This window comes from Bradyrhizobium aeschynomenes (genome assembly GCF_013178945.1).
GTDB classification, from domain to species: domain Bacteria; phylum Pseudomonadota; class Alphaproteobacteria; order Rhizobiales; family Xanthobacteraceae; genus Bradyrhizobium; species Bradyrhizobium aeschynomenes.
Map to the genome: position 1 here is coordinate 44,334 of NZ_JABFDM010000009.1, position 25,065 is coordinate 69,398.

General features: G+C 65.3%; 22 protein-coding genes. 13 read left to right on the forward strand and 9 right to left on the reverse strand.

The window, feature by feature from the left end; all coding sequences use genetic code 11:
• Positions 1-75 precede the first annotated feature (75 nt).
• Positions 76-378 carry a hypothetical protein gene (locus HL666_RS24100; protein ID WP_172110158.1) on the reverse strand — a complete coding sequence of 101 codons (303 nt, stop codon included), beginning with the start codon at positions 376-378 and terminating at the stop codon, positions 76-78.
• Positions 379-555: 177 nt separating this feature from the next.
• Between HL666_RS24100 and HL666_RS24105 the strand changes: the two genes are divergently transcribed.
• From HL666_RS24105 to HL666_RS24125, 5 genes are all read left to right on the forward strand, one after another.
• Positions 556-1,035 carry a hypothetical protein gene (locus HL666_RS24105; protein WP_172110157.1) on the forward strand — a complete coding sequence of 160 codons (480 nt, stop codon included), beginning with the start codon at positions 556-558 and terminating at the stop codon, positions 1,033-1,035.
• Between the two features lie 193 nt (positions 1,036-1,228).
• The gene (locus tag HL666_RS24110; RefSeq protein WP_172110156.1) at positions 1,229-2,191 is read left to right on the forward strand and encodes a TAXI family TRAP transporter solute-binding subunit; all 963 of its coding nucleotides are present in this window, start codon (positions 1,229-1,231) and stop codon (positions 2,189-2,191) included.
• Positions 2,192-2,347: 156 nt separating this feature from the next.
• A complete protein-coding gene (locus tag HL666_RS24115; RefSeq protein WP_172184157.1) occupies positions 2,348-4,441 on the forward strand; it encodes a TRAP transporter permease in 2,094 nt (697 codons plus the stop codon).
• The gene (locus HL666_RS24120) at positions 4,438-4,812 is read left to right on the forward strand and encodes a DUF1850 domain-containing protein (protein ID WP_172110155.1); all 375 of its coding nucleotides are present in this window, start codon (positions 4,438-4,440) and stop codon (positions 4,810-4,812) included. The genes HL666_RS24115 and HL666_RS24120 overlap by 4 nt, the downstream gene beginning before the upstream one ends.
• Before the next feature lie 23 nt (positions 4,813-4,835).
• The gene (locus tag HL666_RS24125; protein ID WP_172184003.1) at positions 4,836-5,636 is read left to right on the forward strand and encodes an SDR family NAD(P)-dependent oxidoreductase; all 801 of its coding nucleotides are present in this window, start codon (positions 4,836-4,838) and stop codon (positions 5,634-5,636) included.
• A gap of 111 nt (positions 5,637-5,747) precedes the next feature.
• Here HL666_RS24125 and HL666_RS24130 read toward each other — a convergent pair whose 3' ends face one another.
• Positions 5,748-6,518, reverse strand: a complete 771-nt coding sequence (locus HL666_RS24130; RefSeq protein ID WP_172184005.1) for a hypothetical protein — start codon at positions 6,516-6,518, stop codon at positions 5,748-5,750.
• 322 nt (positions 6,519-6,840) lie between these two features.
• Here HL666_RS24130 and HL666_RS24135 point away from each other — a divergent pair, with 322 nt between their 5' ends.
• From HL666_RS24135 to HL666_RS24155, 5 genes are all read left to right on the forward strand, one after another.
• Positions 6,841-7,569 carry a tetratricopeptide repeat protein gene (locus tag HL666_RS24135; RefSeq protein WP_311976314.1) on the forward strand — a complete coding sequence of 243 codons (729 nt, stop codon included), beginning with the start codon at positions 6,841-6,843 and terminating at the stop codon, positions 7,567-7,569.
• Positions 7,570-7,694: 125 nt separating this feature from the next.
• Entirely contained in the window at positions 7,695-9,053 is a 1,359-nt protein-coding gene (locus HL666_RS24140; RefSeq protein WP_246741619.1) for a tetratricopeptide repeat protein, read from the forward strand.
• A 123-nt stretch (positions 9,054-9,176) separates the two neighbouring features.
• Positions 9,177-11,081 carry a propionyl-CoA synthetase gene (locus HL666_RS24145; protein ID WP_172184009.1) on the forward strand — a complete coding sequence of 635 codons (1,905 nt, stop codon included), beginning with the start codon at positions 9,177-9,179 and terminating at the stop codon, positions 11,079-11,081.
• Positions 11,082-11,420: 339 nt separating this feature from the next.
• Complete coding sequence (locus HL666_RS24150; protein WP_172110150.1) at positions 11,421-11,693, forward strand: hypothetical protein; 273 nt, start codon at positions 11,421-11,423, stop codon at positions 11,691-11,693.
• A gap of 193 nt (positions 11,694-11,886) precedes the next feature.
• Positions 11,887-12,618 (forward strand): OmpW/AlkL family protein, encoded by a 732-nt coding sequence (locus tag HL666_RS24155; RefSeq protein ID WP_172110149.1) that lies wholly within the window; start codon positions 11,887-11,889, stop codon positions 12,616-12,618.
• A 309-nt stretch (positions 12,619-12,927) separates the two neighbouring features.
• Here HL666_RS24155 and HL666_RS24160 read toward each other — a convergent pair whose 3' ends face one another.
• Positions 12,928-13,623 (reverse strand): DUF1013 domain-containing protein, encoded by a 696-nt coding sequence (locus HL666_RS24160; protein WP_172110148.1) that lies wholly within the window; start codon positions 13,621-13,623, stop codon positions 12,928-12,930.
• Positions 13,624-13,893: 270 nt separating this feature from the next.
• Here HL666_RS24160 and ispH point away from each other — a divergent pair, with 270 nt between their 5' ends.
• The 3 genes from ispH to rnhA all read left to right on the forward strand — a co-directional run bounded on the left by ispH (position 13,894) and on the right by rnhA (position 16,446).
• Entirely contained in the window at positions 13,894-14,862 is a 969-nt protein-coding gene (gene ispH / locus HL666_RS24165; RefSeq protein ID WP_172110147.1) for a 4-hydroxy-3-methylbut-2-enyl diphosphate reductase, read from the forward strand.
• Between the two features lie 148 nt (positions 14,863-15,010).
• Positions 15,011-15,985, forward strand: coding sequence for a homoserine kinase (locus HL666_RS24170; protein WP_172110146.1), 975 nt, complete (start codon positions 15,011-15,013; stop codon positions 15,983-15,985).
• Entirely contained in the window at positions 15,982-16,446 is a 465-nt protein-coding gene (gene rnhA / locus HL666_RS24175; RefSeq protein WP_172110145.1) for a ribonuclease HI, read from the forward strand. The genes HL666_RS24170 and rnhA overlap by 4 nt, the downstream gene beginning before the upstream one ends.
• 13 nt (positions 16,447-16,459) lie before the next feature.
• Here rnhA and HL666_RS24180 read toward each other — a convergent pair whose 3' ends face one another.
• From HL666_RS24180 to HL666_RS24205, 6 genes are all read right to left on the reverse strand, one after another.
• Positions 16,460-17,551 carry an NAD(P)/FAD-dependent oxidoreductase gene (locus HL666_RS24180; protein WP_246740006.1) on the reverse strand — a complete coding sequence of 364 codons (1,092 nt, stop codon included), beginning with the start codon at positions 17,549-17,551 and terminating at the stop codon, positions 16,460-16,462.
• A 331-nt stretch (positions 17,552-17,882) separates the two neighbouring features.
• Complete coding sequence (locus tag HL666_RS24185) at positions 17,883-18,368, reverse strand: peroxiredoxin (RefSeq protein WP_172184011.1); 486 nt, start codon at positions 18,366-18,368, stop codon at positions 17,883-17,885.
• A 129-nt stretch (positions 18,369-18,497) separates the two neighbouring features.
• Entirely contained in the window at positions 18,498-20,186 is a 1,689-nt protein-coding gene (locus HL666_RS24190) for a long-chain fatty acid--CoA ligase (protein ID WP_172110142.1), read from the reverse strand.
• Between the two features lie 197 nt (positions 20,187-20,383).
• Positions 20,384-21,817 carry a D-alanyl-D-alanine carboxypeptidase family protein gene (locus HL666_RS24195; protein ID WP_172110141.1) on the reverse strand — a complete coding sequence of 478 codons (1,434 nt, stop codon included), beginning with the start codon at positions 21,815-21,817 and terminating at the stop codon, positions 20,384-20,386.
• A 174-nt stretch (positions 21,818-21,991) separates the two neighbouring features.
• Positions 21,992-23,782 (reverse strand): glucan ABC transporter ATP-binding protein/ permease, encoded by a 1,791-nt coding sequence (locus tag HL666_RS24200; protein WP_172184013.1) that lies wholly within the window; start codon positions 23,780-23,782, stop codon positions 21,992-21,994.
• An 88-nt stretch (positions 23,783-23,870) separates the two neighbouring features.
• Positions 23,871-24,923 carry an ABC transporter substrate-binding protein gene (locus tag HL666_RS24205; protein WP_172110139.1) on the reverse strand — a complete coding sequence of 351 codons (1,053 nt, stop codon included), beginning with the start codon at positions 24,921-24,923 and terminating at the stop codon, positions 23,871-23,873.
• Positions 24,924-25,065 lie beyond the last annotated feature (142 nt).

Genomic DNA, 25,065 nt, shown 5'->3' on the forward strand with positions numbered 1-25,065 from the left:
CAGCGGACCCGATAAGCGAGGACGGTGTTTATGGGTCCCGGCTTTCGCCGGGACGACGGCGTTGATGATTCGCGCTCACTCGTCCGCCCCGAACGAGAAGCTGCCGTCGCCTTCGAGATAGGGCGCCGTCCGCATGTAGAGCTGGCCATTCTGGCCGACGAAGAACAGCGTTCCCTTTGGCACCTTCTTGGCGCCCTTCAGCAGCATGTCGGCGTTCTTGGTGCCCATCTTGTAGGCGAGCGTCTTGCCGTCCTTGCCATAGGCGTAGCCCATGCTGGGCTTCAGGTCCCACGGCTCGGGCGGAGCCGCGCGGCTGACGCTGGTCAGCGCGCACACCGCGCCGAGTGCAATAAGGGCTTTCAGAAACGGGCTGCTCATATCCTCCTCCTCCAATTCTCGATCGATCGAACAAATCGCGAACGTTGGCGAAGGCGTCGACGTCGCCCGTTCGCAGCGCATGTGATCGCTTACGGATTTTCCATTCGCTGATCTCGTGATTATCCTGCAGCGTGGTTTAGAAGCATAGGCCAATAAAACACTTTGGGGATGATTCGGATGAGCCTCGCCACGAAGATCGGTTGGTTTACGGCGCTGTCACTGGTGACGTTGGCATCCGCCGCGCGGGCCGACGACTTCAAGCTGTCCAACAACCAGCGCATTGCCTGCAGCCGCGGTCTCTCCGCCGGCAAGCTGAACACGGCCGTTTGCAAGTCCTACGCCTACCTCTTTAACGTGAAGACCTCGGAATATTTTCGCTGCCAGGTGTCGCTGTCACTGACCCGCGACAACAAGGAGGTCATCAACGTCCAGGCGGATGGTGGCTGCACCAAGAAGCCGCGGGTGTTCGACACCGACTCGAAATACGAATTCGATGCCACCGAGACCGAGCCGGCAAACACCAATTCCTTCTTTGGAAATGGTGGCTATTCGATCTGGGTGGCAGACGCGACGCAGCAGAAGGTGCGCGGCTGCATCACGATCTCGTCCGGGTTGGGCTCGGACATCTCCAAATGCCTCGACATGACCTTCCAGTGAGCTGCGGCGTGGTGTCGGTGGCCGCACTTGAGGTGCAGTCGTCCGACACCGTCAATGCAAGGTTGAGAGCGTGGCCGCATAGCTCATGGTCCTGCGGCTCCGGAAGAGGACATTGCGGTCGGCCCTTCTTTCGGATGGGTTGACCCAGCGCCCGCATCCGTCCAATTTGCCGGTAAAATCAATGGGAGGATACATGCATTTCTCGAAATTCTTATGCGCTGCAACCGGATCGTTCCTGGCCGCCGCCTGCCTGCTGGCAGCTCCCGCGGCCCATGCGCAGAGCTTCATCAACGTGCTCACCGGCGGAACTTCGGGCGTCTATTATCCGCTCGGCGTCGCGATCGGGAAGATCTACGGTGACAAGATCCCGAACGTGAAGACCCAGGTCCAGGCCACCAAAGCCTCGGTCGAGAACCTGATCCTGCTGCAGCAGGGCCGTGGCGAGCTCGCCTTCGCCCTTGGCGACTCGCTGAAATCGGCCTGGAACGGCGAGGAGGAGGCCGGCTTCAAGACCAAGCTGGACAAGCTCCGTACGATTGGCGCGATCTATCCGAACTACATCCAGATCGTGGCAACCGCCGAGTCCGGCATCAAGACGCTGGCTGACCTGAAGGGCAAGAGCCTGTCGGTCGGCGCGCCGAAATCCGGCACTGAGCTGAACTCGCGCGCGATCCTCGCCGCGGCGGGCATGAGCTACAAGGATCTCGGCAAGGTGGAGTATCTGCCGTTCGCCGAATCCGTCGATCTGATGAAGAACCGGCAGCTGGGTGCAACGCTGCAATCCGCCGGGCTCGGCGTCGCTTCGCTGAAGGACCTTTCGACCTCGTCGCCGATCACGGTGGTGTCGGTGCCTAAGGAGGTCGTGGACAAGATCGGGCCCCCGTTCGTGGCCGCGACCATTCCGGCCAACACCTATACCGGCCAGGACAAGGACGTGCCGACCGCCGCCGTGATCAACTATCTCGTCACCAGCTCGGCGGTCTCGGACGACCTCGCCTATCAGATGACCAAGCTGATCTTCGAGTCGCTGCCCGAGCTCGTCAATGCGCACGCCGCCGGCAAGGAGATCAAGCTCGAGACGGCGGCGCAGGAAGGCCCGGTTCCGCTGCACCCGGGCGCGATCCGCTACTACAAGGAGAAAGGCGTCCTCAAGTAGGGAGGGCGTCGATCGCCCGGCCTGCCTCGCAGCCCGGGCATTCGCAGTTGGCTGCGCGGGAGACCCTCCCGCGCAGTTTATCGTTCAGGTGGTTGCGGCCATGGTCGGCAGCGCCTGATGGGGCGTGGGGGGATCATGAAAATTGAAGCCGTGAACATGGAAACGCCGGTCAAGGTCGAGTTCGACAATTTCGAGCACGGCTTTCCCGAAGGCTTCGGTCCCGGTCGCTGGGGCTATCTCGCTTACGGCATCGGTCTGGCCTTCGCGGTGTTCCAGCTCTACGTCGCCGCCTTCAACTATCTGCCGAGCCAGGTCGTGCGGGGCGTCCATGTCGGCTTCCTGCTGCTGCTCACCTTCGGCCTGATCGGCAACTTCACCGCCAAGTCCGATGCGGGGCGCATCGTGGGGTGGGCCATCGGCGCCATCGGCTTCCTGTGCGGGCTCTATCAGTGGATCTTCTACGCGGACCTGATTGCGCGCGATGGCGATCCGACCCGTGCGGATCTCGTGGTCGGAACGCTGCTGGCCGTGCTGATCTTCGAGGGCACGCGCCGGCTGATGGGCCTGGCGCTGCCGCTGATGTGCGGCGTCTGCCTGCTGTACTGGTTCTTCGGCCAGTATCTGCCGGCGCCGCTCAACCACCGCGGCTACGACTTCGACCAGATCATCACGCATCTGTCGTTCGGCACCGAGGGCTTCTACGGCGTGCCGATCTACGTCTCGGCGACCTACATCTTCCTGTTCATTCTGTTTGGCTCGTTCCTCGAGCATGCCGGCATGATCCAGCTGTTCACCGATGTGTCGCTCGGCCTGTTCGGCCGCACCCGCGGCGGCCCGGCGAAGGTCGCGGTGTTCGCCTCGGGCATGATGGGCACGATTTCGGGCTCCGGCGTCGCCAACGTCGTCACCGTCGGCCAGTTCACGATTCCCCTGATGATCCGGTTCGGCTACCGCCGCGCCTTCGCGGCTGGCGTGGAGGCGACAGCGTCGATGGGCGGCCAGATCATGCCGCCGGTCATGGGCGCGGTGGCCTTCATCATGGCCGAGACGCTCGGCGTCGACTACTCGGTCATCGTCAAGGCTGCGGTGATCCCAGCCATTCTCTACTTCGCTTCGGCGTTCTGGATGGTGCATCTGGAGGCCGGCAAGCACGGCCTGACCGGCATGAAGCCGTCGGAGATTCCGAGCGCCTGGAAGGCGCTGGTGGCGCGCTGGTATCTCGTGTTGCCGCTGGCCGCGCTGGTCTACATGCTGTTCGAAGGCTTCACGCCGCTCTATGCCGGCTCGATGGGCCTTGCGCTCACGGTGGCGCTGATCCTGGGCACCTCGATCACGATGGGCTTCTCCAACCAGGTGCTGCGCTACGTGTTCTGGATCGGGCTCGCGCTCGTGGTCGGTGCACTGTCGCGCAACGGCCTGCAGATCGTTCCGGTCGGCTCCGTCGTCGTCGCGCTGGTCGTCATTACCGGCTTCGTGCGCGGCGGCATGGGCACCCTGCATGCGTGCCGCGACTCGCTGGCCGAAAGCGCCAAGTCCGCGCTGACCGTCGGTATGGCCTGCGCCATCGTCGGCGTCATCATCGGCATGATGACCCAGACCGGCGTCGGATCGATCTTCGGCAGCTGGGTGATCGGCCTCGGCAAGACCAGCCTGTTCGCGGCGCTGATCATGACGATGCTGCTGTCGATCCTGCTCGGCACCGGCATTCCGACCATTCCGACCTACATCATCACCGCAGCACTCGCCGCGCCTGCGCTGGCCAAGCTCGGCGTGCCGCTGATCGCGAGCCACATGTTCGCGTTCTATTACGGCATCATGGCCGATCTCTCGCCGCCGGTGGCGCTGGCGGCGCTGGCCGCCGCGCCGATCGCCAAGGAGAACCCGGACAAGATCGGCTGGGAGGCGATGCGGATCGCGCTCGCCGGCTACGTCATTCCCTTCCTGTTCGTCTATTCGCCCGCGCTGATGCTGCAACCCGGCGACCCGATGGAAGCGCATCTCGGTTTCGCCGGCGCGGTCGCGTATGCAGGCGTGAAAGCGCTGGTCGCGATCGCGCTGTTCGGCATGGTCGCGATCGGCTTCCTGTTCACGCGCATGACCGTGGTCGAGCGCCTGCTGGCGTTCATCGCATCGGTCTGCCTGCTCGGCGAATTCCCCTACAGCGACGTTGTGGGCTTCGTGCTGGCGGTGGCGATCGTGGCGTGGCAGTGGCGGCAGCGGCCGCCGTCGGCCGTGGTGGCTTCCGCTTGAGCCTCTGTCTGGCGTCATCGGGCATGGTGAAGGCGCTGGCGTTGGCCGGCTTCACCTTGGCCTGGACTCATTCGGTCGAGAAGACGGCATGGCAGGAGGACTGGCGGGTGACGCCTGAGGGCCTCGCGTTGGTGCAGGCGCGTGTCAAGGGCTCCGGCGCAGGCATGGAGCCGCCGCCCGAGGCGCGGCTGGTCGACGGCTGGTTCCAATGGCAGCTGCAGCGCGCGCCGCTGCAGCGGATCGTGCTCGGCAATTCCGGAGCCGCCGGCGAATGGCGGATCTGCGCCGAGGGGCAATGCCGGACGATCTCGGATATCTTCGGTCGTGACATCGGCGCCGCCACGATCACGATGAGCGCCTGCAGCGAATAACAAGCAAACGACGGGAGAGCGCGATGGGACGTCTCGAGGGCAAGGTGGCACTGGTCGTGGGCGCCGGCTCGATCGGGCCGGGCTGGGGCAACGGCAAGGCGACGGCGGTCACCTTTGCGCGTCACGGCGCGAAAGTATTCTGCGTCGACCGCAACGGGGAAGCTGCGGCTGAAACGGCGGCGATCATCACCGGTGAGGGTGGCCGGGCCGAAGCATTCACCGCCGATGTCTCGAAGGCTGCCGAGGTCGAGGCGATGGTCAAGGCCTGCATGGCGGCTTACGGCCGGATCGACGTGCTCGACAACAATGTCGGCATTGCCGAGATGGGCAGCGTCGTGGACGTCGAGGAGGCCGAGTGGGACCGCGTGTTCGCGGTCAACCTGAAGAGCGCCTATCTCGCCATGAAGCACGTCATTCCCGTCATGACCGCGCAGGGCGGCGGCTCCATCATCAATATCTCCTCGGTGGCCTCGATCCGCCAGGTCGGCATCTCCTATGTCAGCTACGGCGCCAGCAAGGCGGCGATGAACCAGATGACGCGCACCACCGCGGTCGAGTTCGCGCCCAAGCACGTCCGCGTCAACGCGATCCTGCCCGGCCTGATGAAGACGCCGATGGTCGAGCACTCAGCGGGCTTAGCTGCGAGCTACGCCAAGGGCGACGTCGAGGAGATGTGGAAGAAGCGCGACGCGCAGGTGCCGATGGGCCATATGGGCGACGCCTTCGACGTCGCCCATGCGGCGCTGTTCCTCGCCTCCGACGAATCAAAATACGTCACCGGCATCATGCTGGTGGTCGATGGCGGATTGACCTGCCGGAGTTAGGTGTCTCCGCGTCATTGCGCGCGAAGCGAAGCAATCCAGGGCGTCAATGCGGCCCTGGATTGCTCGTCGCCTCCGGCGCCCCGCAATCAGGAGGAGGGATCGATTGCGCGGCTACTGCGCCATCGCCAGCATGCCGCCCGCGATCGCATGCCATGCCGAGGTCATGCTGATCGGCCAATTGAGAAGCTTCACTGCGATCAGCGCCAGCCCGCCATAAAGGTAGACCGGATGGACGCGCCCGAATGTACGGCGGTCGTAGACGATCGCGACGACGAGCAGCAGATAGGCGACGAAGGCCGGCGGGATGGTGACGAACACCGGCGGCGGGCCGAGTGGGCCCGGCGGTGCGAGGAAGGTGAGAAACCAGCGCGCGACGGCGGCGTCGAGCAGCGAGATTCCGGCGAGCAGCATCAGCCGCTTGTGGGTTTCCGGCTTCCTGGCTTGTATCACGGCGGCCGCGAAGACGGTTGCGAAGAAGGCGATTCCGCTCAGCGGCACGATCGAAAAGGCGATGCCTGCGTCGGTCTGCCCGATCGCGGCGGATCGCTTCATTGCTTCCACCGCCACGAGGAAGCCGAAAATCGTCATCGCCGTGGCGAGCGACACGCCGACGATACCGAACGAGCGGTGCCAAGCCGTGCGGCCCGATGCAGCGAGCCAGCTCTGCAGCGCGAAGTACAGTGTCCAGCTGAAGAACAGGAAGCCGTGGAAATGAACCACGGGCGAACCGGAGAACGCACCACGCGCCAGCGGCAGCCAGTAGGTCGGCGCAAAGCCGAGAAAGGCTGTGGCCATGCAGGCCAGGGCCATGTTGAAGTAAAAATAGCGCGCCGGGGACGCAATAACGCCGCGTGCGCGCGAATGCTCTGTCAAAATCGTCATGGGAGTTCTGTCTACGGGAACCGCAGGAGGTTCAAGCGGTGCTCGTACTGCCCTTCGTGCCTCCATCCCAACTCCGCGAGTGCGACGTGCACGACGTTCAATTGCACGTCAATTCTGGTGGTCTGTTCCGGCGACGGCGCAGGATCCGGCGTGGGTGGCGCAGGAGAGGCCTGTCGCGGCGGAGCCGCCGCTGTATAGTTGGGTGTCCCTGGATTTGACCTCGATTGCCGTCCCTTTGAGAGAAGCGCCTGCCTTGTCTGAGATCGCCTCCTCGGTTGCCACAGCCGTTCACCGGCTCAGGTCGGGTCCTCTTGCCGTGCTCGTGGTGCTGGGATGGCTAGCCGTTACCCCGGCGCATGCGCTGGGGGCCGCAGAGCCCGGCAAAGAGCCGGTCGTCGACGCAGGCGCCTGCCTCGCAGCGTCCGAGGCACATGACGCGGACAAGGTGATCACCGAATGCAACGCGGTCATCGACAATGGCAAGGCGGCCAAAAGTGATCGCATCAATGCGCTGATCGCGAGGGCCTCGATCTTCATCACCCGTGGCGAGACCAATCGCGCCATCGCGGACTACGACATCGCCCTGCAGCTCGATCCGGCGCTCGCCAACATCTTCAATGCGCGCGGTGAGCTGCATCGGAAGAACGGCGACCGTCCGAAGGCGCTGGCAGATTTCGCCGCGGCGCTGCGGCTCAACCCCGAGCACGCCAGTGCGCGCAGCAACTACCATGCGCTCGCGCTCGAGCTCGAACGTCTCGGCGCACAGATGGCGGTGGCGGGACGGCCGAGCTTCAATTGCGCGACCGCGCGGCGTGCCGTCGAGAAGGCGATCTGCGCCGATCCCGAACTCGCCAACCTCGATCGGGAGATCGATGCCTCGCAGGCCCGGATCGTTCGCGCGGCAACACGGCCGGCGGCGATACGCGCCCTGCAACGCGAGCAGGACGCCTTCATCGCGCGGCGCAACGCCGCCTTCGGTCGGCCCGGCTATGATCTCAAGAGGGCGATGGAGGATCGCCTGCGGCGGCTCAACGGAGCGGCCGGCCGTTAACCATCGGCCGCACGGCTTGAACCGGGTTCCGGCGAAGGGCGACAATGGGAGAGACCTGCGTCTCTCAACCCGCTCCGATCGCAGACAAGGCCGAGCCCACGCCGATGCACGCTCTCGTTCATTCGATGTCCCCCCGCTCATCTTACCGCGCGCTCCGTCTCGCGGCTGGAATTGTCTTCGGCTTCGGAGCCATGCCGGCGTTGGCCGCAGACACCGATTGCGCCTTGGGCAGCAAGGCGCCGCCATCCGAGCTGATCAGCGTCTGCACCGCCGCGATCGCGCAGGCTGCGAACTCGAAGGATCAGTCCATCGCGCTCGTCGCGCGCGCCGACGCGCATGCCCGCACCTCCGGTGGATTGACCCAGGCTCTGAAGGACCTCGACCGCGCCATCGCGCTGGACGGCAAGAATGCGCGTGCCTATCGGCTGCGGGGGGATCTGATGCGCGAGGCCGGCGGTGATGCCGGCAAGGCCGCGGCGGATCTGAGCATGGCAATCTCGCTCGATCCCGATGATGCCGAAGCCTATGAGCTGCGCGGCATCGTCTACACCGGCCAGCGCCGGCTCGATCGCGCACTGGCCGACTATGATCAGGCCATCCGCCTGAAGCCGGATTTTGCGCAGGCCTATGCCGATCGCGGCGTGGCCTTCTATCTGCGCGGCGACAACGAGAAAGCCGTGCGCGACTACGACGAGGCCATCCGTCTCGATCCGGACCGGCCGCGCACCTTCACCAATCGCGGCGCGGCCTACAAAAAACTGGGCCAGATGGACAAGGCGCTCGCCGATGACAGCGAGGCCATACGGCGTGATCCGAAAGTACCGGAGTATTACGACAATCGCGGCCTCACCTACGCCACCATGAAGGACTACGACAAGGCGATCGCCGATTATGATCAGGCGATCAGGCTGCAGCCGCGCCCCAACTTCCTTACCAACCGCGGCGATGCCTATCAGTTCAAGAACGAGCTCGGCTCGGCCCTCAACGACTACGACGCCGCCCTGCGTCTCGATCCCGGCTTTGCGCTCACCTACAACAACCGCGCGGTGCTGTTCAAGAAGATGGGCGAGCGGGCCAAGGCGCTGGCCGACTACGAAGCCGCGCTGCGCCTCGATCCCGGCAACGAGAACGCCGCCAACGGCCGTCGCATCATGATCGCCGAGATCAAGAAGTTCGGCGCCGAGCCGCCGCGTCCGTTGAACGCACCGTCGGAGCGCAGCGGCCCGTCGTTCGATTGCGCCACCGCCGTGCGCGAGGTCGAGAAGGTCATCTGTGCGGACCCCCAGCTTTCCGTGCTGGATCTCGGCGTTTCCGAAAGCTACGCCCGGCTGCTGAAGTCCTCGCGCGGCCGCACCGCCGCCGAGCTGCGCAGCTCGCAACGCGACTTCATCGCCGAGCGCAACGCCCGCTTCGGCAGGCCCGGCTACGACCTTCGTCTAGCCCTGCAGCGCCGGCTGGACGCGTTGCGCGAGGCAGCGCATTGATCTGGCCGGGAAAATGACGGTGACCCCAGGTTGCGCCTGATCTGGATCAATTCATGACCGCTTGAACTGTCGCTTTGTCCCGTGACAATAGTCGGGAATAAACACAGATCTTGGGGAAACGTCATGAGCGCTGCGAGCCGCTATCACGAGGTCCATGCACGGTCGTTGCAGGATCCGGAAGGGTTCTGGGCCGAGGCCGCCCGTGCGATCGATTGGATCGAGCCGGCCAAGCAGGTCTTTGATCCCACGATGGGCGCCTATGGCCGCTGGTTTGCCGGGGCCGTCGTCAACACCTGCTACAACGCGCTCGACCGCCACGTCGCCGCCGGCCGGGGCGAGCAGCTGGCGCTGATTCATGATTCGCCGCTGACGGACTCCGTCACCAGGATCACCTACGCCGAGATGCTGAAGGAGGTGCAGACGCTCGCCGCCATCATGCAGGATTTCGGCGTCGGCAAGGGCGACCGCGTCATCCTCTATATGCCGATGGTGCCCGAGGCGATGGTCGCGATGCTCGCCTGTGCGCGCATCGGCGCGGTGCATTCGGTGGTGTTCGGCGGCTTCGCCGCCAAGGAGCTCGCGACCCGCATCGACGACGCGACGCCGAAGCTCGTGCTGTCGGCGAGCTGCGGCATCGAGCCCGGCCGCATCGTGCAGTACAAGCCGCTGCTCGACCAGGCGATCGAGCTCGCCGACAACAGGCCCAAGGCCTGCATCATCCTGCAGCGTCCCGAGCATGTCTGCGAGCTCAAGCCCGGCCGGGACTACGACTGGGCGGCGCTCCGCAAATCCGCGCTCGCCAACGGCAAGCTCGCGCCCTGCGTGCCGGTGCTGGCGACCGATCCGCTCTACATCCTCTACACCTCCGGCACGACCGGCAAGCCGAAGGGCGTGGTGCGCGACAATGGCGGGCATCTGGTCGCGCTGAAATGGTCGATGGAGAACCTGTACGGCATCAAGCCGGGTGAGGTGTGGTGGTGCGCCTCCGACATCGGCTGGGTGGTCGGCCATAGCTACATCATCTACGGCCCGCTGATCCATGGCGCGACCTCGGTGATGTACGAAGGCAAACCGGTCGGCACGCCGGATGCCGGCGCGTTCTGGCGTGTCATCAACCAGCACAAGGCTGTCGCACTGTTCACCGCGCCCACCGCGTTTCGCGCCATCCGCAAGGATGATCCGGAGGGCGCCTTCCTGCGCAAATACGATCTGTCGCAGTTCCGCACGCTGTTCCTGGCCGGCGAGCGCGCCGATCCGCCGACGGTGGAATGGGCCGAGCAGCAGCTCAAGGTGCCGGTGATCGACCATTGGTGGCAGACCGAGACCGGCTGGTGCATCGCCGGCAATCCGGTGGGCCTCGGCCTGTTGCCCGTCAAGCACGGCTCGCCGACGGTGCCAATGCCCGGCTATCAGGTCGACATCGTCGACGAGGCGGCGAAGCCCGTTCCGGCGAACACGATGGGCTCGATCGTGATCAAGCTGCCGATGCCGCCCGGCTGCCTGCCGACGCTGTGGCAGCAGGAGGATCGCTTCAAGGAGTCCTATCTCAGCGAGTTCCCCGGCTACTACAAGACCTCGGATGCCGGCTTTAAGGATGAGGACGGCTATGTCTTCGTGATGGGCCGCACCGACGACATCATCAACGTCGCCGGCCACCGGCTCTCGACCGGCGGTATGGAGGAGATCCTGGCCTCGCATCCCGATGTCGCCGAGTGCGCCGTGCTCGGCATCAAGGACGCGATCAAGGGCGAGGTGCCCTGTGGCTTCCTGGTGCTCAAGGCCGGTGTGTCACGCAGCCCCTCGGTGATCGAGAAGGAGATCGTTGCGCTGGTGCGTGACAAGCTCGGTCCGGTCGCGGCGTTCAAGCTCGCGATCACCGTCGGCCGGCTGCCGAAGACACGCTCCGGCAAGATCCTGCGCGGCACGATCAAGAAGATCGCCGACGGCGAGCAGTGGAGCATGCCGGCCACGATCGAGGATCCCAAGGTGCTCGAGGAGATCGGCGAGGCGCTGAAGAGCCGGGTGTGATGCCGCGCTGCTGGCAGCTGCGGCCGGCTTGACCCGCAGAGCTACCGCATTTGACCGTCGCAGTTTTGCGCCCGTCTGTCTCCGCGTCGTCATGGCCGGCTTGTCCCGGCCTTCCACGTCGAGCGGCACACTTGGAACGACGTGGATGCCCGGGCCTTCGCCGCGCCGAAGCGGCTTCGGCCGCGCAGGCGGGACAAGCCCGGGCATGATGGAGCAACTAACTGGTCATCTCGTCTGTCGTGACAGCCCCGTAGCGTCGTGGACGGTTGGCAGGGCTTGACCCCGGCGTCCATTGCCGTCAAGCAACGGCCAGCCCGATTGAAGAGAATGGACCATTCGATGCGACAGACCTCCGCCCGCCTGACCCTGGTGCTGATGGCCGTGCTTTCGCTCACGGCCTGCGCCTCGCGCAATCAGGGTCCCGCGGTGGCGCTCGGCAATGACGACGACGATGCGGTCTGCCAGGCCGGCGGCAAGGTCGCGCCGGGATCCGCGGAATATGTCGCCTGCCGCAAGGACCGCGACGTGCAGCGGCAGCGCGCCGAGGCGCGCGCCGACCGCCGCCAGCGCGATCTCGGCGAATACATGATGAACCATCCCGACCGCCCCTGAGCGCAAGTGCAAGCGCCTCTCATGGCGCGTGACTTCACTGCAACAGTTGCGTGACATCGGCGCTGCAACAACGCCGATTGATTGAGATCAAATCCAAGCCGATGGCGTCCCTGCCACATCTGTGACCGCAAGGCGCGGCTTTGCTGCGCGGATCAAGCGGAAGTGTAGCTCAAGTGTGGCTATGGGGACCTCGATGAATAGAACATTCCAACTCTCGTCGTCGCTGCTGGTGCTGGCGGCGGTCTGCGGAGCCATGAGTTCCGCGCAAGCAGCGGACCTGCCGGCGGCGCCGGTCTATACGAAGGCGCCGGTGGTCGAAGCCTGGAATCCCTGGATGATCCGCGTCCGCGCGCTGGGCGTGCTTCCGGATGCCGGCGGCTCGACCGTCAACGTCACCGGCGTGCCGGCGCTGTCGTCGCCGAATTCGGGCCTGAAGATCTCCAATCAGGTCGTGCCCGAGCTCGACATCAGCTACTTCTTCACCAGGAACATCGCCGCCGAGTTGATCCTCGGCGTCACGCGTCACTCGATCAGCGGCACCGGCACGCTGGATGGTCTGAATGTCGGCAAGGCCTGGCTGCTGCCGCCGACCCTCACGCTGCAATATCACTTCACCGATTTCGGCGCGTTCAAGCCGTATGTCGGCGCCGGCGTGAACTACACGGTGTTCTTCAACCAGAGCGCGGCCAATCAGGTGTTCAACGGCCTCGCCGTCACCAACCTGCACATCTCGAACCAGTGGGGCGCCGCGGTCCAGTTCGGCTTCGACTACATGCTCGACAAGCACTGGGGCTTCAACGTCGACGTCAAGAAGCTGTGGCTGCAGCCGAACTACTCGGCGACCGTCAACGGGGCGATTCCCGTCACAGGCCGCGCCAACATCGACCCGTGGCTGGTCGGCGCCGGCATCACCTACAAGTTCTGATTTGTTGCGTTCCTCCCAAGACTGCGATGGCGCCGGCATCCCCGGCGCCATTTTTTTGGGAAGGTTGGGAAGGTTTGAGTGTCCCGAAGCTGAGTTTGTCGCGCGTCTCTCGCCCCAGCACCACCGTCGTCCCGGCCTTGAGCCGGGACCCATACGCCGCAGCGGGAGTGAGGAACCAGGCGCTGAGTCACAACCATCTCGGACCGTAACCCAAGCCGGTGGTCATGGGTCCCGGCGTTCGCCGGGACGACACCGAAGGCTGGGCTAGCGCCCGCGAGTGAAGCGAGAGAGCCGGACGCGCCCCGCGTCCTATTCCTCGTCCTCGTCGTGCTTCTTGCCGCCGATGGTCTTGAGCTTGGCGAACACGGCGTCGACGTTGAGGTCGTCCTCGTCGCGCCCCGCAGGCTCGTACTCGTCCTTGCGGGTGGTCTCGGAGGCCGGCAGCAGGGTGGCGCCGCTGTAATTGGCGTCGAGCGGCTTCTCCTTGGCGGCGCGCTGCACCTCGAAATCGAGTTCGATCTGCGAGCACAGGCCCAGCGTCACCGGATCCATCGGCGTCAGCGTCTGCGCGTTCCAATGGGTCCGGTCGCGCACGCTGGCGATGGTGCTCTTGGTGGTGCCGACCAGGCGCATGATCGAGGCGTCCTTGAGCTCGGGATGGTTCCGCACCAGCCACAGGATGGCGCTCGGGCGCTCGTGGCGGCGCGACACCGGGGTATAGCGCGGCCCCTTGCGCTTGGGCTGCGGCGGCAGCACGACCTTGCTCTCCTGCAGCCGGAGCCGGTAATTCGGGTCGCGCTCCGCCTTTTCGATCTCCTCGCGGGTGAGCTGGCCGGTCGAGATCGGGTCCATGCCCTTGATGCCCTGGGCGGCGTCGCCGTCGGCAATGGCGCGCACCTCCAGCGGGTGCATCTTGGTAAAATCGGCGACCTGGTCGAAGGTCAGCGCGGTATTGTCGACCAGCCACACGGCAGTTGCCTTCGGCATCAGCGGGGCGTTGCTCATGGCAAATCTCCTTTGTGCTCCGCCCCGGCCCTGGGAGGCGAAACCTGCGGTCATCGGCGATGACGGGGAATTCGCCCTATATAAGCCGTCCCGGGGGCGGGGCGCAATGGCCTGACGAAAACGGCCTTGACAGCGCTCGAAAGCAGTCCCAAGTCCTACTCAAACGCGTTTAAGCTCGAAGCCGTGACGTCTCGACCGCCCCCGCTTGCCGGCCCGGGGTGCTCCGGTCGCCGCAACAAGCCCGCACAGATCAGGCCCTTAGATCAGCCCATGGCAGCCAAACCAGACCTCAAAATCGTGCTTTGTTCGCCGCGCGGCTTCTGCGCCGGCGTGGTCCGCGCCATTGATACCGTGGAGCGGGCGCTCGCCATCTATGGCGCCCCGGTCTATGTCCGCCACGAGATCGTGCACAATAAATACGTCGTCGACAGCCTGAAGACCAAGGGCGCGATCTTCGTCGAGGAGCTGGCCGAGATCCCCGACAGTACCAATGCACCGGTGGTGTTTTCGGCCCATGGCGTGCCGAAGTCGGTTCCCGCCGAGGCCCAGGCGCGCAATTTCTTCTCGCTTGACGCGACCTGCCCGCTGGTGACCAAGGTCCACCGCGAAGCCGCCATCCATTTCAAGCGTGGTCGCGAGATCCTGCTGATCGGCCATTCCCACCACCCCGAGGTGGTCGGAACCGTCGGGCAGCTGCCTGCGGGCGCCGTGACCCTGATCGAGACCGCCGAGGACGCGGCGACCTTTACGCCGAAGGATCCGAACAACCTCGCCTTCGTCACCCAGACCACGCTGTCGATCGACGATACTGCCGACATCGTGGCCGTGCTCAAGGGTCGTTTCCCGAACATCTCGGGCCCGCACAAGGAAGACATCTGCTACGCCACCACCAACCGCCAGCTGGCGGTCAAGAAGGTGGCCCCGGTGGTCGACGCGCTGATCGTGGTCGGCGCGCCGAACTCGTCGAACTCGCAGCGCCTGCGCGAGGTCGCCGAGCGCGAGGGCTGTCCGATCGCCGTGCTGGCGCAGCGCGCCTCGGACATCGACTGGGCGCGCTTCGAGGGCATCAAGAGCCTTGGCATCACCGCCGGGGCCTCGGCGCCGGAGGTGATCGTCGAGGAGATCATGGGCGCCTTTGCCGAGCGCTACGTGCTCCATGTCGAGACGGTCTCGGCGGCTGAGGAGAACGAGTTCTTCCCGCTGCCGCGCTCGCTGCGGCCGGAAGCTGCGGCCGAGTAAATCGGGCGCCGTCTTTTCCGCCCTCGACGGCCCATCGGCCTTGAACGCGGCGCCCGCATGCGCGATGAAAGGCGCAACGGGCCTGTTCGATGACGAAGTTCGCATCGGAGAGGCGGGGGCAGGCGAACTTCGATCACTGGGATAGCGCATGGCGGTCTACACCGATGTCGCCGCCGACGAGCTTGCGGACTTCCTCAAGACCTATGACATCGGCGAGCTGCTCTCCTACAAGGGCATCGCCGAAGGCGTCGAAAACTCCAACTTCCTGCTCCACACCACCAAGGGCGCCTACATCCTCACGCTCTATGAGAAGCGCGTGGCGGTGGATGACCTGCCCTATTTTCTCGGCCTGATGGCGCATCTCGCCGAGCGCGGCGTCAGCTGTCCGCAGCCGGCGCGCAACCGCGACGGTGCGGTCTATTCGAGTCTGTCGGGCCGGCCCGCGGCGATCATCAACTTTCTGGAAGGGATGTGGCCGCGCAAGCCGAACGTTATGCATTGCGCTGGCGTCGGCGAAGCGCTGGCGCGGATGCATCTGGCCGGCCGCGATTTCCCGCTGGTGCGCAAGAATCCGCTCTCGGTGTCCGGCTGGAAGTCGCTGTTCGCCCAGGCGGCCGATCGCGCCGATACGGTGCAGGCCGGTCTCTCGGCGCTGCTCTCGACCGAGCTCGGCCATCTCGAGCGCTCCTGGCCGACGCACCTGCCGGAAGGCGTCATTCATGCCGACCTGTTTCCCGACAACGTGTTCTTTCTCGGGGACAAGCTTTCGGGGCTGATCGACTTCCCGTTCTCCTGCAACGACATCCTCGCCTATGACGTCGCGATCTGCCTCAATGCGTGGTGCTTCGAGGCCGATCATTCGCTCAACGTCACCAAGGCGCGCGCGTTCTTCAATGCCTATGGCCGCGCGCGGCCGCTGTCAGACGCCGAGCTGCAGGCGCTGCCGCTGCTGGCGCGCGGCGCCGCCATCCGCTTCCTGCTGACGCGGCTGGTCGACTGGCTCAACGTGCCGCCGGGGGCGCTGGTGAAGCCGAAGGACCCGCTCGAATATGTCCGCAAGCTGCGCTTCCATCAGAACGTCGCCAGCGTGCGCGACTATGGCATTGGAGGAGCCGCCGCGTGAGTGAGCATCCGGTCGTCAGCATCTACACCGATGGGGCCTGCTCGGGAAATCCGGGGCCGGGCGGCTGGGGCGCGATTCTTCGCTTTGGAGACAAGGAAAAAGAGCTGAAGGGCGGCGAGCCGCACACCACCAACAACCGCATGGAGCTGATGGCGGCGATCTCGGCGCTGGAGGCGTTGAAGAAGTCGTGCCAGGTCGAGCTCTACACCGACAGCCAATATGTCCGGCAGGGCATCACTGGCTGGATTCATGGCTGGAAGCGCAACGGCTGGAAGACGGCCGACAAGAAGCCGGTCAAGAACGCCGAGCTATGGCAACGTCTGGACGAGGCGCTGAAGCCGCACAAGGTCAACTGGCACTGGGTGAAGGGCCACGCCGGCCACCCCGAGAACGAGCGTGCCGATCAATTGGCGCGCGACGGCGTGGCGATGGCGCGGATGCAGAAGAACGTGCGCAGCTGACGTCGCGGCACCATTACGGATGCCCGGGCGAACTCCGCTCGATGGCAAAATCGTCCAGGAGCGGTGAACTGCGGCCTTCGATCAAGGCTGCGATCAGCTCGGAGGCGAGATAGCTGAAGGTGATCCCGTTGCCGCCGTATCCGTAGGCTGCATAGATGTTGGGAGCGCGCGGAACGGGGCCGATCAGAGGCAGCCCGTCATCGGTCGTATCAAACGTTCCGGACCACTGATAGTCGAAATCGACGATCGCGCGCGGCCACAGCGCCGAGAGTTCTGCGGCGAGCCGCCGCGACTTGTCCGGAATGGCGCGGTCGCGAGCTTCGGGCTCGATGAGGTCCTCATCGTCCTCTCCCCCGAAAATGATGCGCCCGTCAGCCGTGGTCCGGCCATAGTGATAGTCCTCGCTGCTCTCCCAGATCAGCACGTCGTCTCGCCAGAGATTCTGTGGCTGGGGCGTGGTGGCGACGGCCCAACTCGACGCGACACGATGGATCGTCGGCTTGATGATCGATGGCATCGCATATCCTGTCGCCAGGACGATGTGACGGGCTTCGATCTCATGTCCACTGTCGAGGCCGACCGTGGCACTGGCCTTGCCGCTGTCAAAAGCCACCGCATCACCATGGACCAGGCGCGCGCCCTGCGACAGCGCGAGGGACAGCAGACCACTTGCGAGCTTGACCGGATCGGCTTCGGCCGCGCCGGGAGACAGAATCGCCCCGGCGCGGGCGAACCCGAAATTCTCGAGCAGGGTTCGGTGATCGAGGAATGTGCCGGGTAGGCCGGCCCGAACGCGTTGCTCCAGCTCTTCCCGCAGCGAGCGGGAATCATCTTCTCGCGCAAGATAGAGCGATTGTCTCGACCGCAGCTCGCCAGGCAGCCTGCGCTCCCCGACCAAACGCATCAATTCGTTCACCGCCCGCAGACTCGCCTGATAGCACCGCGCAGCGCGCTCGAAGCCGATCATCACCGACAGCTCGCTCAGCGACCGGTCGATCTCCCACAACAGCATGGCCGTGCTCGCAGCCGTGCTGCCGCGGCAGGGCTTTTCGCGATCCATCACGACGACGTCGCGGCCTTGACGGGTCAGCCGTTCGGCCATCATCGCGCCGGTAATTCCGGCGCCAATGATCAGGATATCGCAACGGAAGTTCGAAACGACGGCGGCCATCGGAAACGAAGGTGCATGCGCCCATGGCGGGCGCGCGCTGCGGACATCTTCCTGCGCCAGTTGCTCGGTCTGCTCGCTGAAGATGCTGGCCTCCCATTGTTTCAAGAACCGGGGCCTATAACGCGTCCGAGCGGCTCTTGTTCACCGATGATTGGCGCTGCGACGGCTGCTTTGCTCTTCTCGTGGTCGAACGCCGGCTCGATCGAAGCAGAAAAAAAGCCCGCGGGGGCGCCGCGGGCTTTCGGACCAGGTCAGGAAAGCTGGCTCACAGCTGCCCGAGCAGGGTGTCGCCGCCGGAGACCTCGACCTTGCCGGGGGCGGCTTCGAGGTTGAGCTTCGTCACCTTGCCGTCCTCGACCAGCATCGAGTAGCGCTTGGAGCGGATGCCGAGTCCGGCGCCGGAGGCGTCAAGCTCCATGCCGATGGCCTTGGTGAATTCGGCATTGCCGTCGGCCAGGAACACGGCTTCGTCGCGCTGGTCGGTGTCGCGCTTCCAGGCGTTCATCACGAAGGCGTCGTTGACCGAGACGATCGCGATGGTGTCGACGCCCTTGTCCTTCATCGCGTACGCGTTGAGGAAGATGCTGGGCAGATGCATCTTGTGGCAGGTGCCGGTGTAGGCGCCGGGCACCGCGAACAGCGCCACTTTCTTGCCCTTGAAGATGTCGTCGGTGGTTTTGACCTGCGGGCCTTCGCCGGTCATGACGCGGAACTGGGCCTCCGGCAGCTTGTCGCCTACCTGAATGGTCATTGAATTACTCCTTCCCCTGGATGTGTGGCGCGCGAGACGGACCACACTATTCGGCGGGCCAGAAACGGCAACGGTCCGCCGTGTTCACGTGTCCGTCATCGCACGCCCGGCATTGCCGCGACAATGGTCTCAAGCTGCCGCGGCTGACTTCTTCTCGTCGCGCAGCTGCCGGCGCAGGATCTTGCCGACATTGGTCTTCGGCAGCTCGGTTCTGAACTCGATCTGCTTCGGCACCTTGTAGTTGGTCAGCTGCTCGTGGCAGTGCTTGATGATGTCCTCGGGCGTGAGGTTGGGATCCTTCTTGACGATGAACGCCTTGACGACCTCGCCGGTCTTCTCGTCCGGCAGGCCGATCACGGCGGTCTCCAGCACGCCCGGATGGGTGGCGATGACCTCTTCGACCTCGTTCGGATAGACGTTGAAGCCGGAGACCAGGATCATGTCCTTCTTGCGGTCCACGATCTTGACCGAGCCGTCCGCGGCCATGACGCCGACGTCGCCGGTGCGGAAGAAGCCGTCTGCCGTCATCACCTTGGCGGTTTCGTCGGGCCTGTTCCAATAGCCCGCCATCACTTGCGGGCCCTTGGCGCAGATCTCGCCGGGCTGCCCCAGCGGCACCTCGTTGCCGTCATCGTCACGGATCGACAGCCAGGTCGAGGGCAGCGGCAAGCCGATCGTGCCGGTGAACTCGGTCGAGGTCGGCACGTTGCAGGTCAGCACCGGTGCAGTCTCCGACAGGCCGTAGCCCTCGGCGATGCTGCAGCCCGTCACCTGCTTCCAATGCTCGGCCACAGGGCGCTGCACGGCCATGCCGCCGCCGTTGGAGACCTTCAGCTTGGAGAAGTCGAGCTTCTTGAAATCAGGGTGGTGCAGCAGGCCGTTGTAGAGCGTGTTGACCGCCGGGAAGGTGTTGACCTGGTACTTCATCAGCTCCTTGATGAAGCCGGAAATGTCGCGCGGATTGGGGATCAGCAGATTGGCGCCGCCGGCGCGCACCGCGAGCAGGAAGCAGCAGGTCAGCGCGAAGATGTGGTACAGCGGCAGCGCGCAGACGATCAGCAGCTGATCGACATGCGGCGGCCGGTCCATGACCGGCTGCAGCCAGGCGTCGTTCTGCAGCACGTTGGCGACGACGTTGCGATGGAGCAGCGTGGCGCCTTTGGAGACGCCGGTGGTGCCGCCGGTATATTGCAGGAAGGCGACGTCGTCGGGGCCGATCGCAGGCTTCTGGAAGCGCTTGCTGCGGCCAGCGGCCAGCGCTTCGTTGAAGGGCACCGCGCCCGGCAGCGAGAACGCCGGCACCATCTTCTTCAGGCGCCGGACGACAAGATTGACGATGACGCCCTTGAAGCCGAGCAGGTCGCCCATGCTGGCGATGACGATGTGCTTGACGCTGGTATGGCCCACCACCTGCTGCACCGTGTGAGCGAAGTTCTCCAGCACGATGATCGCCTCGGCGCCGGAGTCCTTGAGCTGGTGCTCGAGCTCGCGCGGCGTGTAAAGCGGGTTGACGTTGACGACGGTGTAGCCCGCGCGCAGCACGGCCGAGATCGCGATCGGGTATTGCAACACGTTCGGCATCATCAACGCGACGCGCGCGCCCTTGGCGAGCCCCAGGCCCTGCAGGTAGGCGCCCATCGCGACCGACATGTCGTCGAGCTCGCGGTAGCTGATCGCCTTGTCCATGCAGATGAAGGCGCGGCGGTCAGCGAACGTCTTGAAGCTTTCCTCCAGCAGATCGACCAGCGATTGGTACTTGCTGGGATCGATGTCGGCGGGAACGCCGGCTGGATAGTGCTTGAGCCAGATGCGCTCCATGAACCTTCCTCTCTGATCGTCTCTTATGGTCGCTTGACGTGTCTGCGGCTCCGGTCAGTGCCGGGCGGCATTCGGCGGCCAATATCGAATTTCCGGCCGAGCAAGGCAAGCGGCCGGGGCGTAGACGAAAGAGGCAGGGTAAAGGCTGCGGACGCCGGCCATGGACGGCTAAACCGCCCCCGGCGTGCGGCGCAGTATCAGCCGTCCTTTGGCGCCGGCTTGCCGGCGGTCTTGGGCTTGGCGGCCGCTTTGGGCTTGCCGGGCTTGGCGGCGTCGGATCCGGGTTTTTCCGCTGATTTCGGGGCGGCTTCGTGCTTGGCTGCGACGGAGCGCACGGCAGTGGGCTTGGCGTCGGAAGCCTTTGCCTCAGCAGGCTTGGCGGCCGTCTTGGATCCGGCCTTGGCGTCGCCGTCGCTCTTGGCCGCGGTCCGGGCTGCGGGCTTGGCGTCCTTCTTGGCAGCGGCATGCGCCTTCTTGCCGCGGTGTCTTGCCGAGGCCTGGGCATCGGCGTCCGCCGCCACGGCGGCGATCAGGGCCGCACCGGTGCGGGTCGGGCCGGTATAGACGAGCACCGGCTCGGACGGCACCGGCGCCGCCGCGAGGATCTCCGACGGCTTCAGCGCCGGAGCCTGAAGTCCGGCGAGCAGCGTGCCGGCGGTGGTTTCACCCTCGGCGCCCGCGATCGTCTCCTCGCCGTCGTCATCGCTCGCAGGGCGGTGCCGCCGGCCATTGCACATGTCGTCGCGCAGATTCGGCGGGGTGGCGTCGACCGGAACGAGCTGCTCGACATTGCCGAGCGGCGCCTTCAGCCAGGTGAGCTGGTTGGTGTTGAAGCCGCGATCCAGCATCTGGATCGCGCGCACGGCGCGCATCTGGCCCGAGCTCGCGCCGAGCACGACCGCGATCAGGCGCTTGCCGTTGCGGGTGGCGGATGCGACCAGATTGTAGCCGGAGGCGCAGATGAACCCGGTCTTGAAGCCGTCCGCGCCCGGATAGCGCCCGATCAGCCGGTTGAAGTTCTGTACGACGCGGCGGCCATAGCGGATCGAGGGGATGTGGACGAAGTACTCGTATTCCGGGAGGTCGCGGATGATGGCGCGCGCCAGGATCGCGAGGTCGCGCGCCGAGGTGATCTGGCCATCGGCGGGCAGGCCGTTCGGATTGACGTAGCTCGTCTGGGTCATGCCGAGCTTCTGGGCAGTCTCGTTCATCATGATCGAGAAGCCGTCGATCGAGCCGCCGATGCCTTCCGCCAGCACCACCGCCATGTCGTTGGCCGACTTCACCAGCATCATCTTCAGCGCGTTGTCGACCGTGACCTGCGTGCCCGGCCGGTAGCCCATCTTCGACGGCGACTGCGACGCTGCGGTCGGCGAGACCGTCAGCAGCGTGTCGAGCGAGGCCTTGCCGTCCTTCACTGCCTTCAGCGTCACATAGGCCGTCATCAGCTTGGTGACGGAGGCAGGGTACCACGGATAGGTCGCGTTCTGCGCCTCCAGCACCTTGCCGGTGTCGGCTTCGACGAGCAGCAGCGCTTCTGCGCCGGCCAAGCGAGGCGCAAGCACGAGGGCAGCGGCGAGAGCAACGATCTTGATAGGGGTCTTGCGGAACAACAGGCGAAGCGTCTGCACTGGTCTGGTCCGGTCCTTTGAGAACCCGCCTCGCAACGTGAGGTGGGCAAACGGGCTTTCGGGTTTCAAGCGTGTCCGGTGCCGCTGCGGTTGCGGCAGGTCGCGAACCTATACCGGCTCGACGCTCCAGAACAGGGGCGAGCCATTCAATTCCACGATGAAAGCGTCCCGCGATCAGGCCTTGACGGTGGTCTCGTCACCGTCCGGTGCGGGCAGAGTCGCGCGAGCCTTGTCTTGCACCATGAACTGGGCTTTCGCGAGTTCCGCAAAGTGTCCGCCCTTGCTCACGAGTTCATCGAACGTTCCGCTTTCGATCACGCGCCCGTTCTCGAATACCAGGATGCGCGTCGCGTTGCGGATGGTCGAGAGCCGGTGCGCGATCACGAAGGTCGTACGCCCCTTCATCACCTCGTCGAGCGCGGCGTTGAGCTTGGCCTCGGTGACGGCATCGAGCGCGGAGGTCGCCTCGTCGAGAATCAGGATCGGCGGATCCTTCAGCAGCGCGCGCGCGATCGACAGCCTCTGGCGCTCGCCACCCGACAGCATGCGGCCGCGCTCGCCGGCATTGGTCTCGAAGCCCTGTTCGGCGCGATCGATGAAGTCGAGCGCCTGGGCACGGGCGGCGGCGGTGCGCAGCTCCTCATCGGTCGCGTCGGGTTTGCCGACGAGCAGGTTCTCGCGGATCGAGCGATTGAACAGCAGCGCCTCCTGGAACACGACGCCGATGTTCCGGCGCAAGGCCGCCAGCTTCAACCCGCGCACGTCCATGCCGTCGATCTTGATGAAGCCGGACTGCGGATCGAACGCGCGATGCAACAGCGCGATCGCCGTCGACTTGCCGGCACCGGTCGGGCCGACCAGCGCGATGGTCTGGCCGGGGAGCGCGGTGAAGGTGAGATCCTCCACGGCCGGGCGCTTGCCGTCATAGGAGAACGACACGTCGTTGAATTCGACGAGACCCGACAGGCGGCTGACCTCGATTGCGTCGGGTCTGTCGCGGACGGCCGGCACGGCATCGAGCACGGTGAAGAACTCGGCCAGCCGCGGCGCCTCCATGAACACGTTGTTGATGAAGGACACGACCTGCTCCAGCTTCTGGATCAGCATCGTCGCGAACGACACGAACATCACGATCTCGCCCACGGAGGTCAGCCCGGTCTGATGCAGGGCGATGCCGAGCGTGAAGATCGCGAGCACGGTGATGGTGGTCGAGGCACGGGTGATGACCGTCACCAGCGCCCACCAGCCGAGCACCGGCATCTGCACCGACAGCAATTGTCCGGCGACCGTGCGCAGGCCCTGCACCTCGGCATCGATCCGAACGAAGCTCTGCACCAGCGCGACGTTGCCGAGCGCGTCGGAGGCGCGCGCGGAGAGATCGCTGTAGTGCTCCTCGACCTCGCTCTGCATGCCGTAGGTCTTGCGCACCACGAGGGTCGTGAGAACCGTGAACACCACGCACAGGACGAACAGCAGGATCGCGAGCCGCCAGTTCAGGTACAGCGACAGCGGCAGCAGCACGAGCACCGACATGATCGCTGCAAAATGCTCGCGGAAGAACGACAACCACAGCTTCCACAGCGCATCGGTGCCGTTGATCATGACCTTCATCAGCCGGCCGGAATGCGTGCCGGAATGGAACGTCAGCGGCAGCTGCAGGATGTGCTCGAAATAGCTGGTCAGCACCGCATGGCGTTGGCGGTGGGCGAGCCGGTCGGCCTGAAGCGCGACCCACGCGCTGGCGCCAATCGTGAACAACCCGAACGCCGCCCACACCGCGAGCAGCGGCCAGGCGGTGCTGGTCGAGGCGTTGCCTGACAGCGAATCGACAATGCGCCCGAACAGCACGGGCTCGGCAAACTGCGCTACCGCGAGGGCGAGGTTGGCGACTGCGACGATCCAGCCCAGCCGCGCCTCCTTTCCGAGCAGTTGGAGCACGCGGGCATAGATGCGGAGCAAGGACATGGCGGGCGCTTTGTGTCGGAAGAGGTGGAATCGCGCCGGCTGGCGCGCGGGCGCATGTTATCAAGGGAAAGGCTGCTGCGGCGAGCGCTCAGTTGACGAGGCGGCTGTCGGCGGGTGGCAGGAAGCCGTCGTCGAAGATGTCCGCAGGCAGAGGCCGCTTGTGGCGAAATTTGCCATCCAGCGCGAGCTGGTCGAGGGCCCGCTCGAAGCGGGCGGGATCGATGCCGCCGATGCCGTCGCGGCGGACGTCCGAGGTCAGCACGTTGTCGGCGAGCACCGTCTGTAGCCGCTCCAGCTCCAACTCGCGCGAACCATCGTCCATCCGGGCCACCACGTCGGCGATGGCGCCGGCAGGGTCCTTGATCGCGAGCTGCAGGCTGGATGTCAGCGCCCGCAGAACGCCTTTCACGGCCGCGGGCTGCTTGGCGGCAAAGCCGGGACTGACGATCACGGCGTGGCCATAGGCCTCGCAGCCATAATCGGCGAAGCGCAGCACCGCCAGATCAGCGGCGGGTACGCCGCGGTCGCGCAGATTGAGCGCCGAGAGGTAGGAAAATCCGCTGACGGCATCGACCTGGCCGGCCGACAGGATCGGCTCGCGCACGGCCGCGCCGACACGCGACAGCTTGATCGTCTCGGACTTGAGGTGGTTGTGCTTGACGACCGCCGGCCATAGCCGGATCGAGAGGTCGCCCTCGGCCACACCGAGCGTCTTGCCCTCGAGGTCGGCGAGCCCGTTGATGCCGCGGCTCTTGCGGGCGATGATGGCGTAGGGCGCCTTGTTGAACAGCACGAATACGGCCTTCACCGGCTGGCTGCCCTGGGTGTCGCGATAGCGGATCAACTCGTTGATGTCGGCGAGCGCCATGTCGGCCTCGCCCGAGGCGACGCGGGCGATCGCATCAGGCGAGCCCTTGGCGATCGTCGTCGTGACGGTCACTCCCTCGGTGCCGAACAATCCGCGGCCGGCCGCGAGCACGATCGGCGCCATGCTGCCATCGATCGGACGGTCGAGCGCGAACATGACGGCGACGGCACGCTTCGTCTCCTCGGCGGACGCCTTCTGCGACAGACACGCAGGTGCCGTGACCGCCGCGAGCAGCGCCAGGGCAAGCAGGGTGACGGGTCGTCGCATACGCATCAGGTCACGCAGGAAGGCACGAGGTCACATCGTCCGAGGTTACACCGGCGTTGTCTCACCGGTATCCTAATCAGTTCACGGCCTCCTGCGTGTCAATTTCGTGACGGAGCGCTGGGGCCGGCGGGCGCCTGATCATGTCCGA

What these genes read in the sequence shown, in the direction of transcription:
- HL666_RS24100 (WP_172110158.1), bottom strand. Translation starts at nt 378, where the DNA reads ATGAGCAGCCCGTTTCTGAAAGCCCTTATTGCACTCGGCGCGGTGTGC.
- HL666_RS24105 (WP_172110157.1), top strand. Translation starts at nt 556, where the DNA reads ATGAGCCTCGCCACGAAGATCGGTTGGTTTACGGCGCTGTCACTGGTG.
- HL666_RS24110 (WP_172110156.1), top strand. Translation starts at nt 1,229, where the DNA reads ATGCATTTCTCGAAATTCTTATGCGCTGCAACCGGATCGTTCCTGGCC.
- HL666_RS24115 (WP_172184157.1), top strand. Translation starts at nt 2,348, where the DNA reads ATGGAAACGCCGGTCAAGGTCGAGTTCGACAATTTCGAGCACGGCTTT.
- HL666_RS24125 (WP_172184003.1), top strand. Translation starts at nt 4,836, where the DNA reads ATGGGACGTCTCGAGGGCAAGGTGGCACTGGTCGTGGGCGCCGGCTCG.
- HL666_RS24130 (WP_172184005.1), bottom strand. Translation starts at nt 6,518, where the DNA reads ATGACGATTTTGACAGAGCATTCGCGCGCACGCGGCGTTATTGCGTCC.
- HL666_RS24140 (WP_246741619.1), top strand. Translation starts at nt 7,695, where the DNA reads ATGTCCCCCCGCTCATCTTACCGCGCGCTCCGTCTCGCGGCTGGAATT.
- HL666_RS24145 (WP_172184009.1), top strand. Translation starts at nt 9,177, where the DNA reads ATGAGCGCTGCGAGCCGCTATCACGAGGTCCATGCACGGTCGTTGCAG.
- HL666_RS24150 (WP_172110150.1), top strand. Translation starts at nt 11,421, where the DNA reads ATGCGACAGACCTCCGCCCGCCTGACCCTGGTGCTGATGGCCGTGCTT.
- HL666_RS24155 (WP_172110149.1), top strand. Translation starts at nt 11,887, where the DNA reads ATGAATAGAACATTCCAACTCTCGTCGTCGCTGCTGGTGCTGGCGGCG.
- HL666_RS24160 (WP_172110148.1), bottom strand. Translation starts at nt 13,623, where the DNA reads ATGAGCAACGCCCCGCTGATGCCGAAGGCAACTGCCGTGTGGCTGGTC.
- ispH (WP_172110147.1), top strand. Translation starts at nt 13,894, where the DNA reads ATGGCAGCCAAACCAGACCTCAAAATCGTGCTTTGTTCGCCGCGCGGC.
- HL666_RS24170 (WP_172110146.1), top strand. Translation starts at nt 15,011, where the DNA reads ATGGCGGTCTACACCGATGTCGCCGCCGACGAGCTTGCGGACTTCCTC.
- HL666_RS24180 (WP_246740006.1), bottom strand. Translation starts at nt 17,551, where the DNA reads ATGATGGCCGAACGGCTGACCCGTCAAGGCCGCGACGTCGTCGTGATG.
- HL666_RS24185 (WP_172184011.1), bottom strand. Translation starts at nt 18,368, where the DNA reads ATGACCATTCAGGTAGGCGACAAGCTGCCGGAGGCCCAGTTCCGCGTC.
- HL666_RS24190 (WP_172110142.1), bottom strand. Translation starts at nt 20,186, where the DNA reads ATGGAGCGCATCTGGCTCAAGCACTATCCAGCCGGCGTTCCCGCCGAC.
- HL666_RS24200 (WP_172184013.1), bottom strand. Translation starts at nt 23,782, where the DNA reads ATGTCCTTGCTCCGCATCTATGCCCGCGTGCTCCAACTGCTCGGAAAG.
- HL666_RS24205 (WP_172110139.1), bottom strand. Translation starts at nt 24,923, where the DNA reads ATGCGTATGCGACGACCCGTCACCCTGCTTGCCCTGGCGCTGCTCGCG.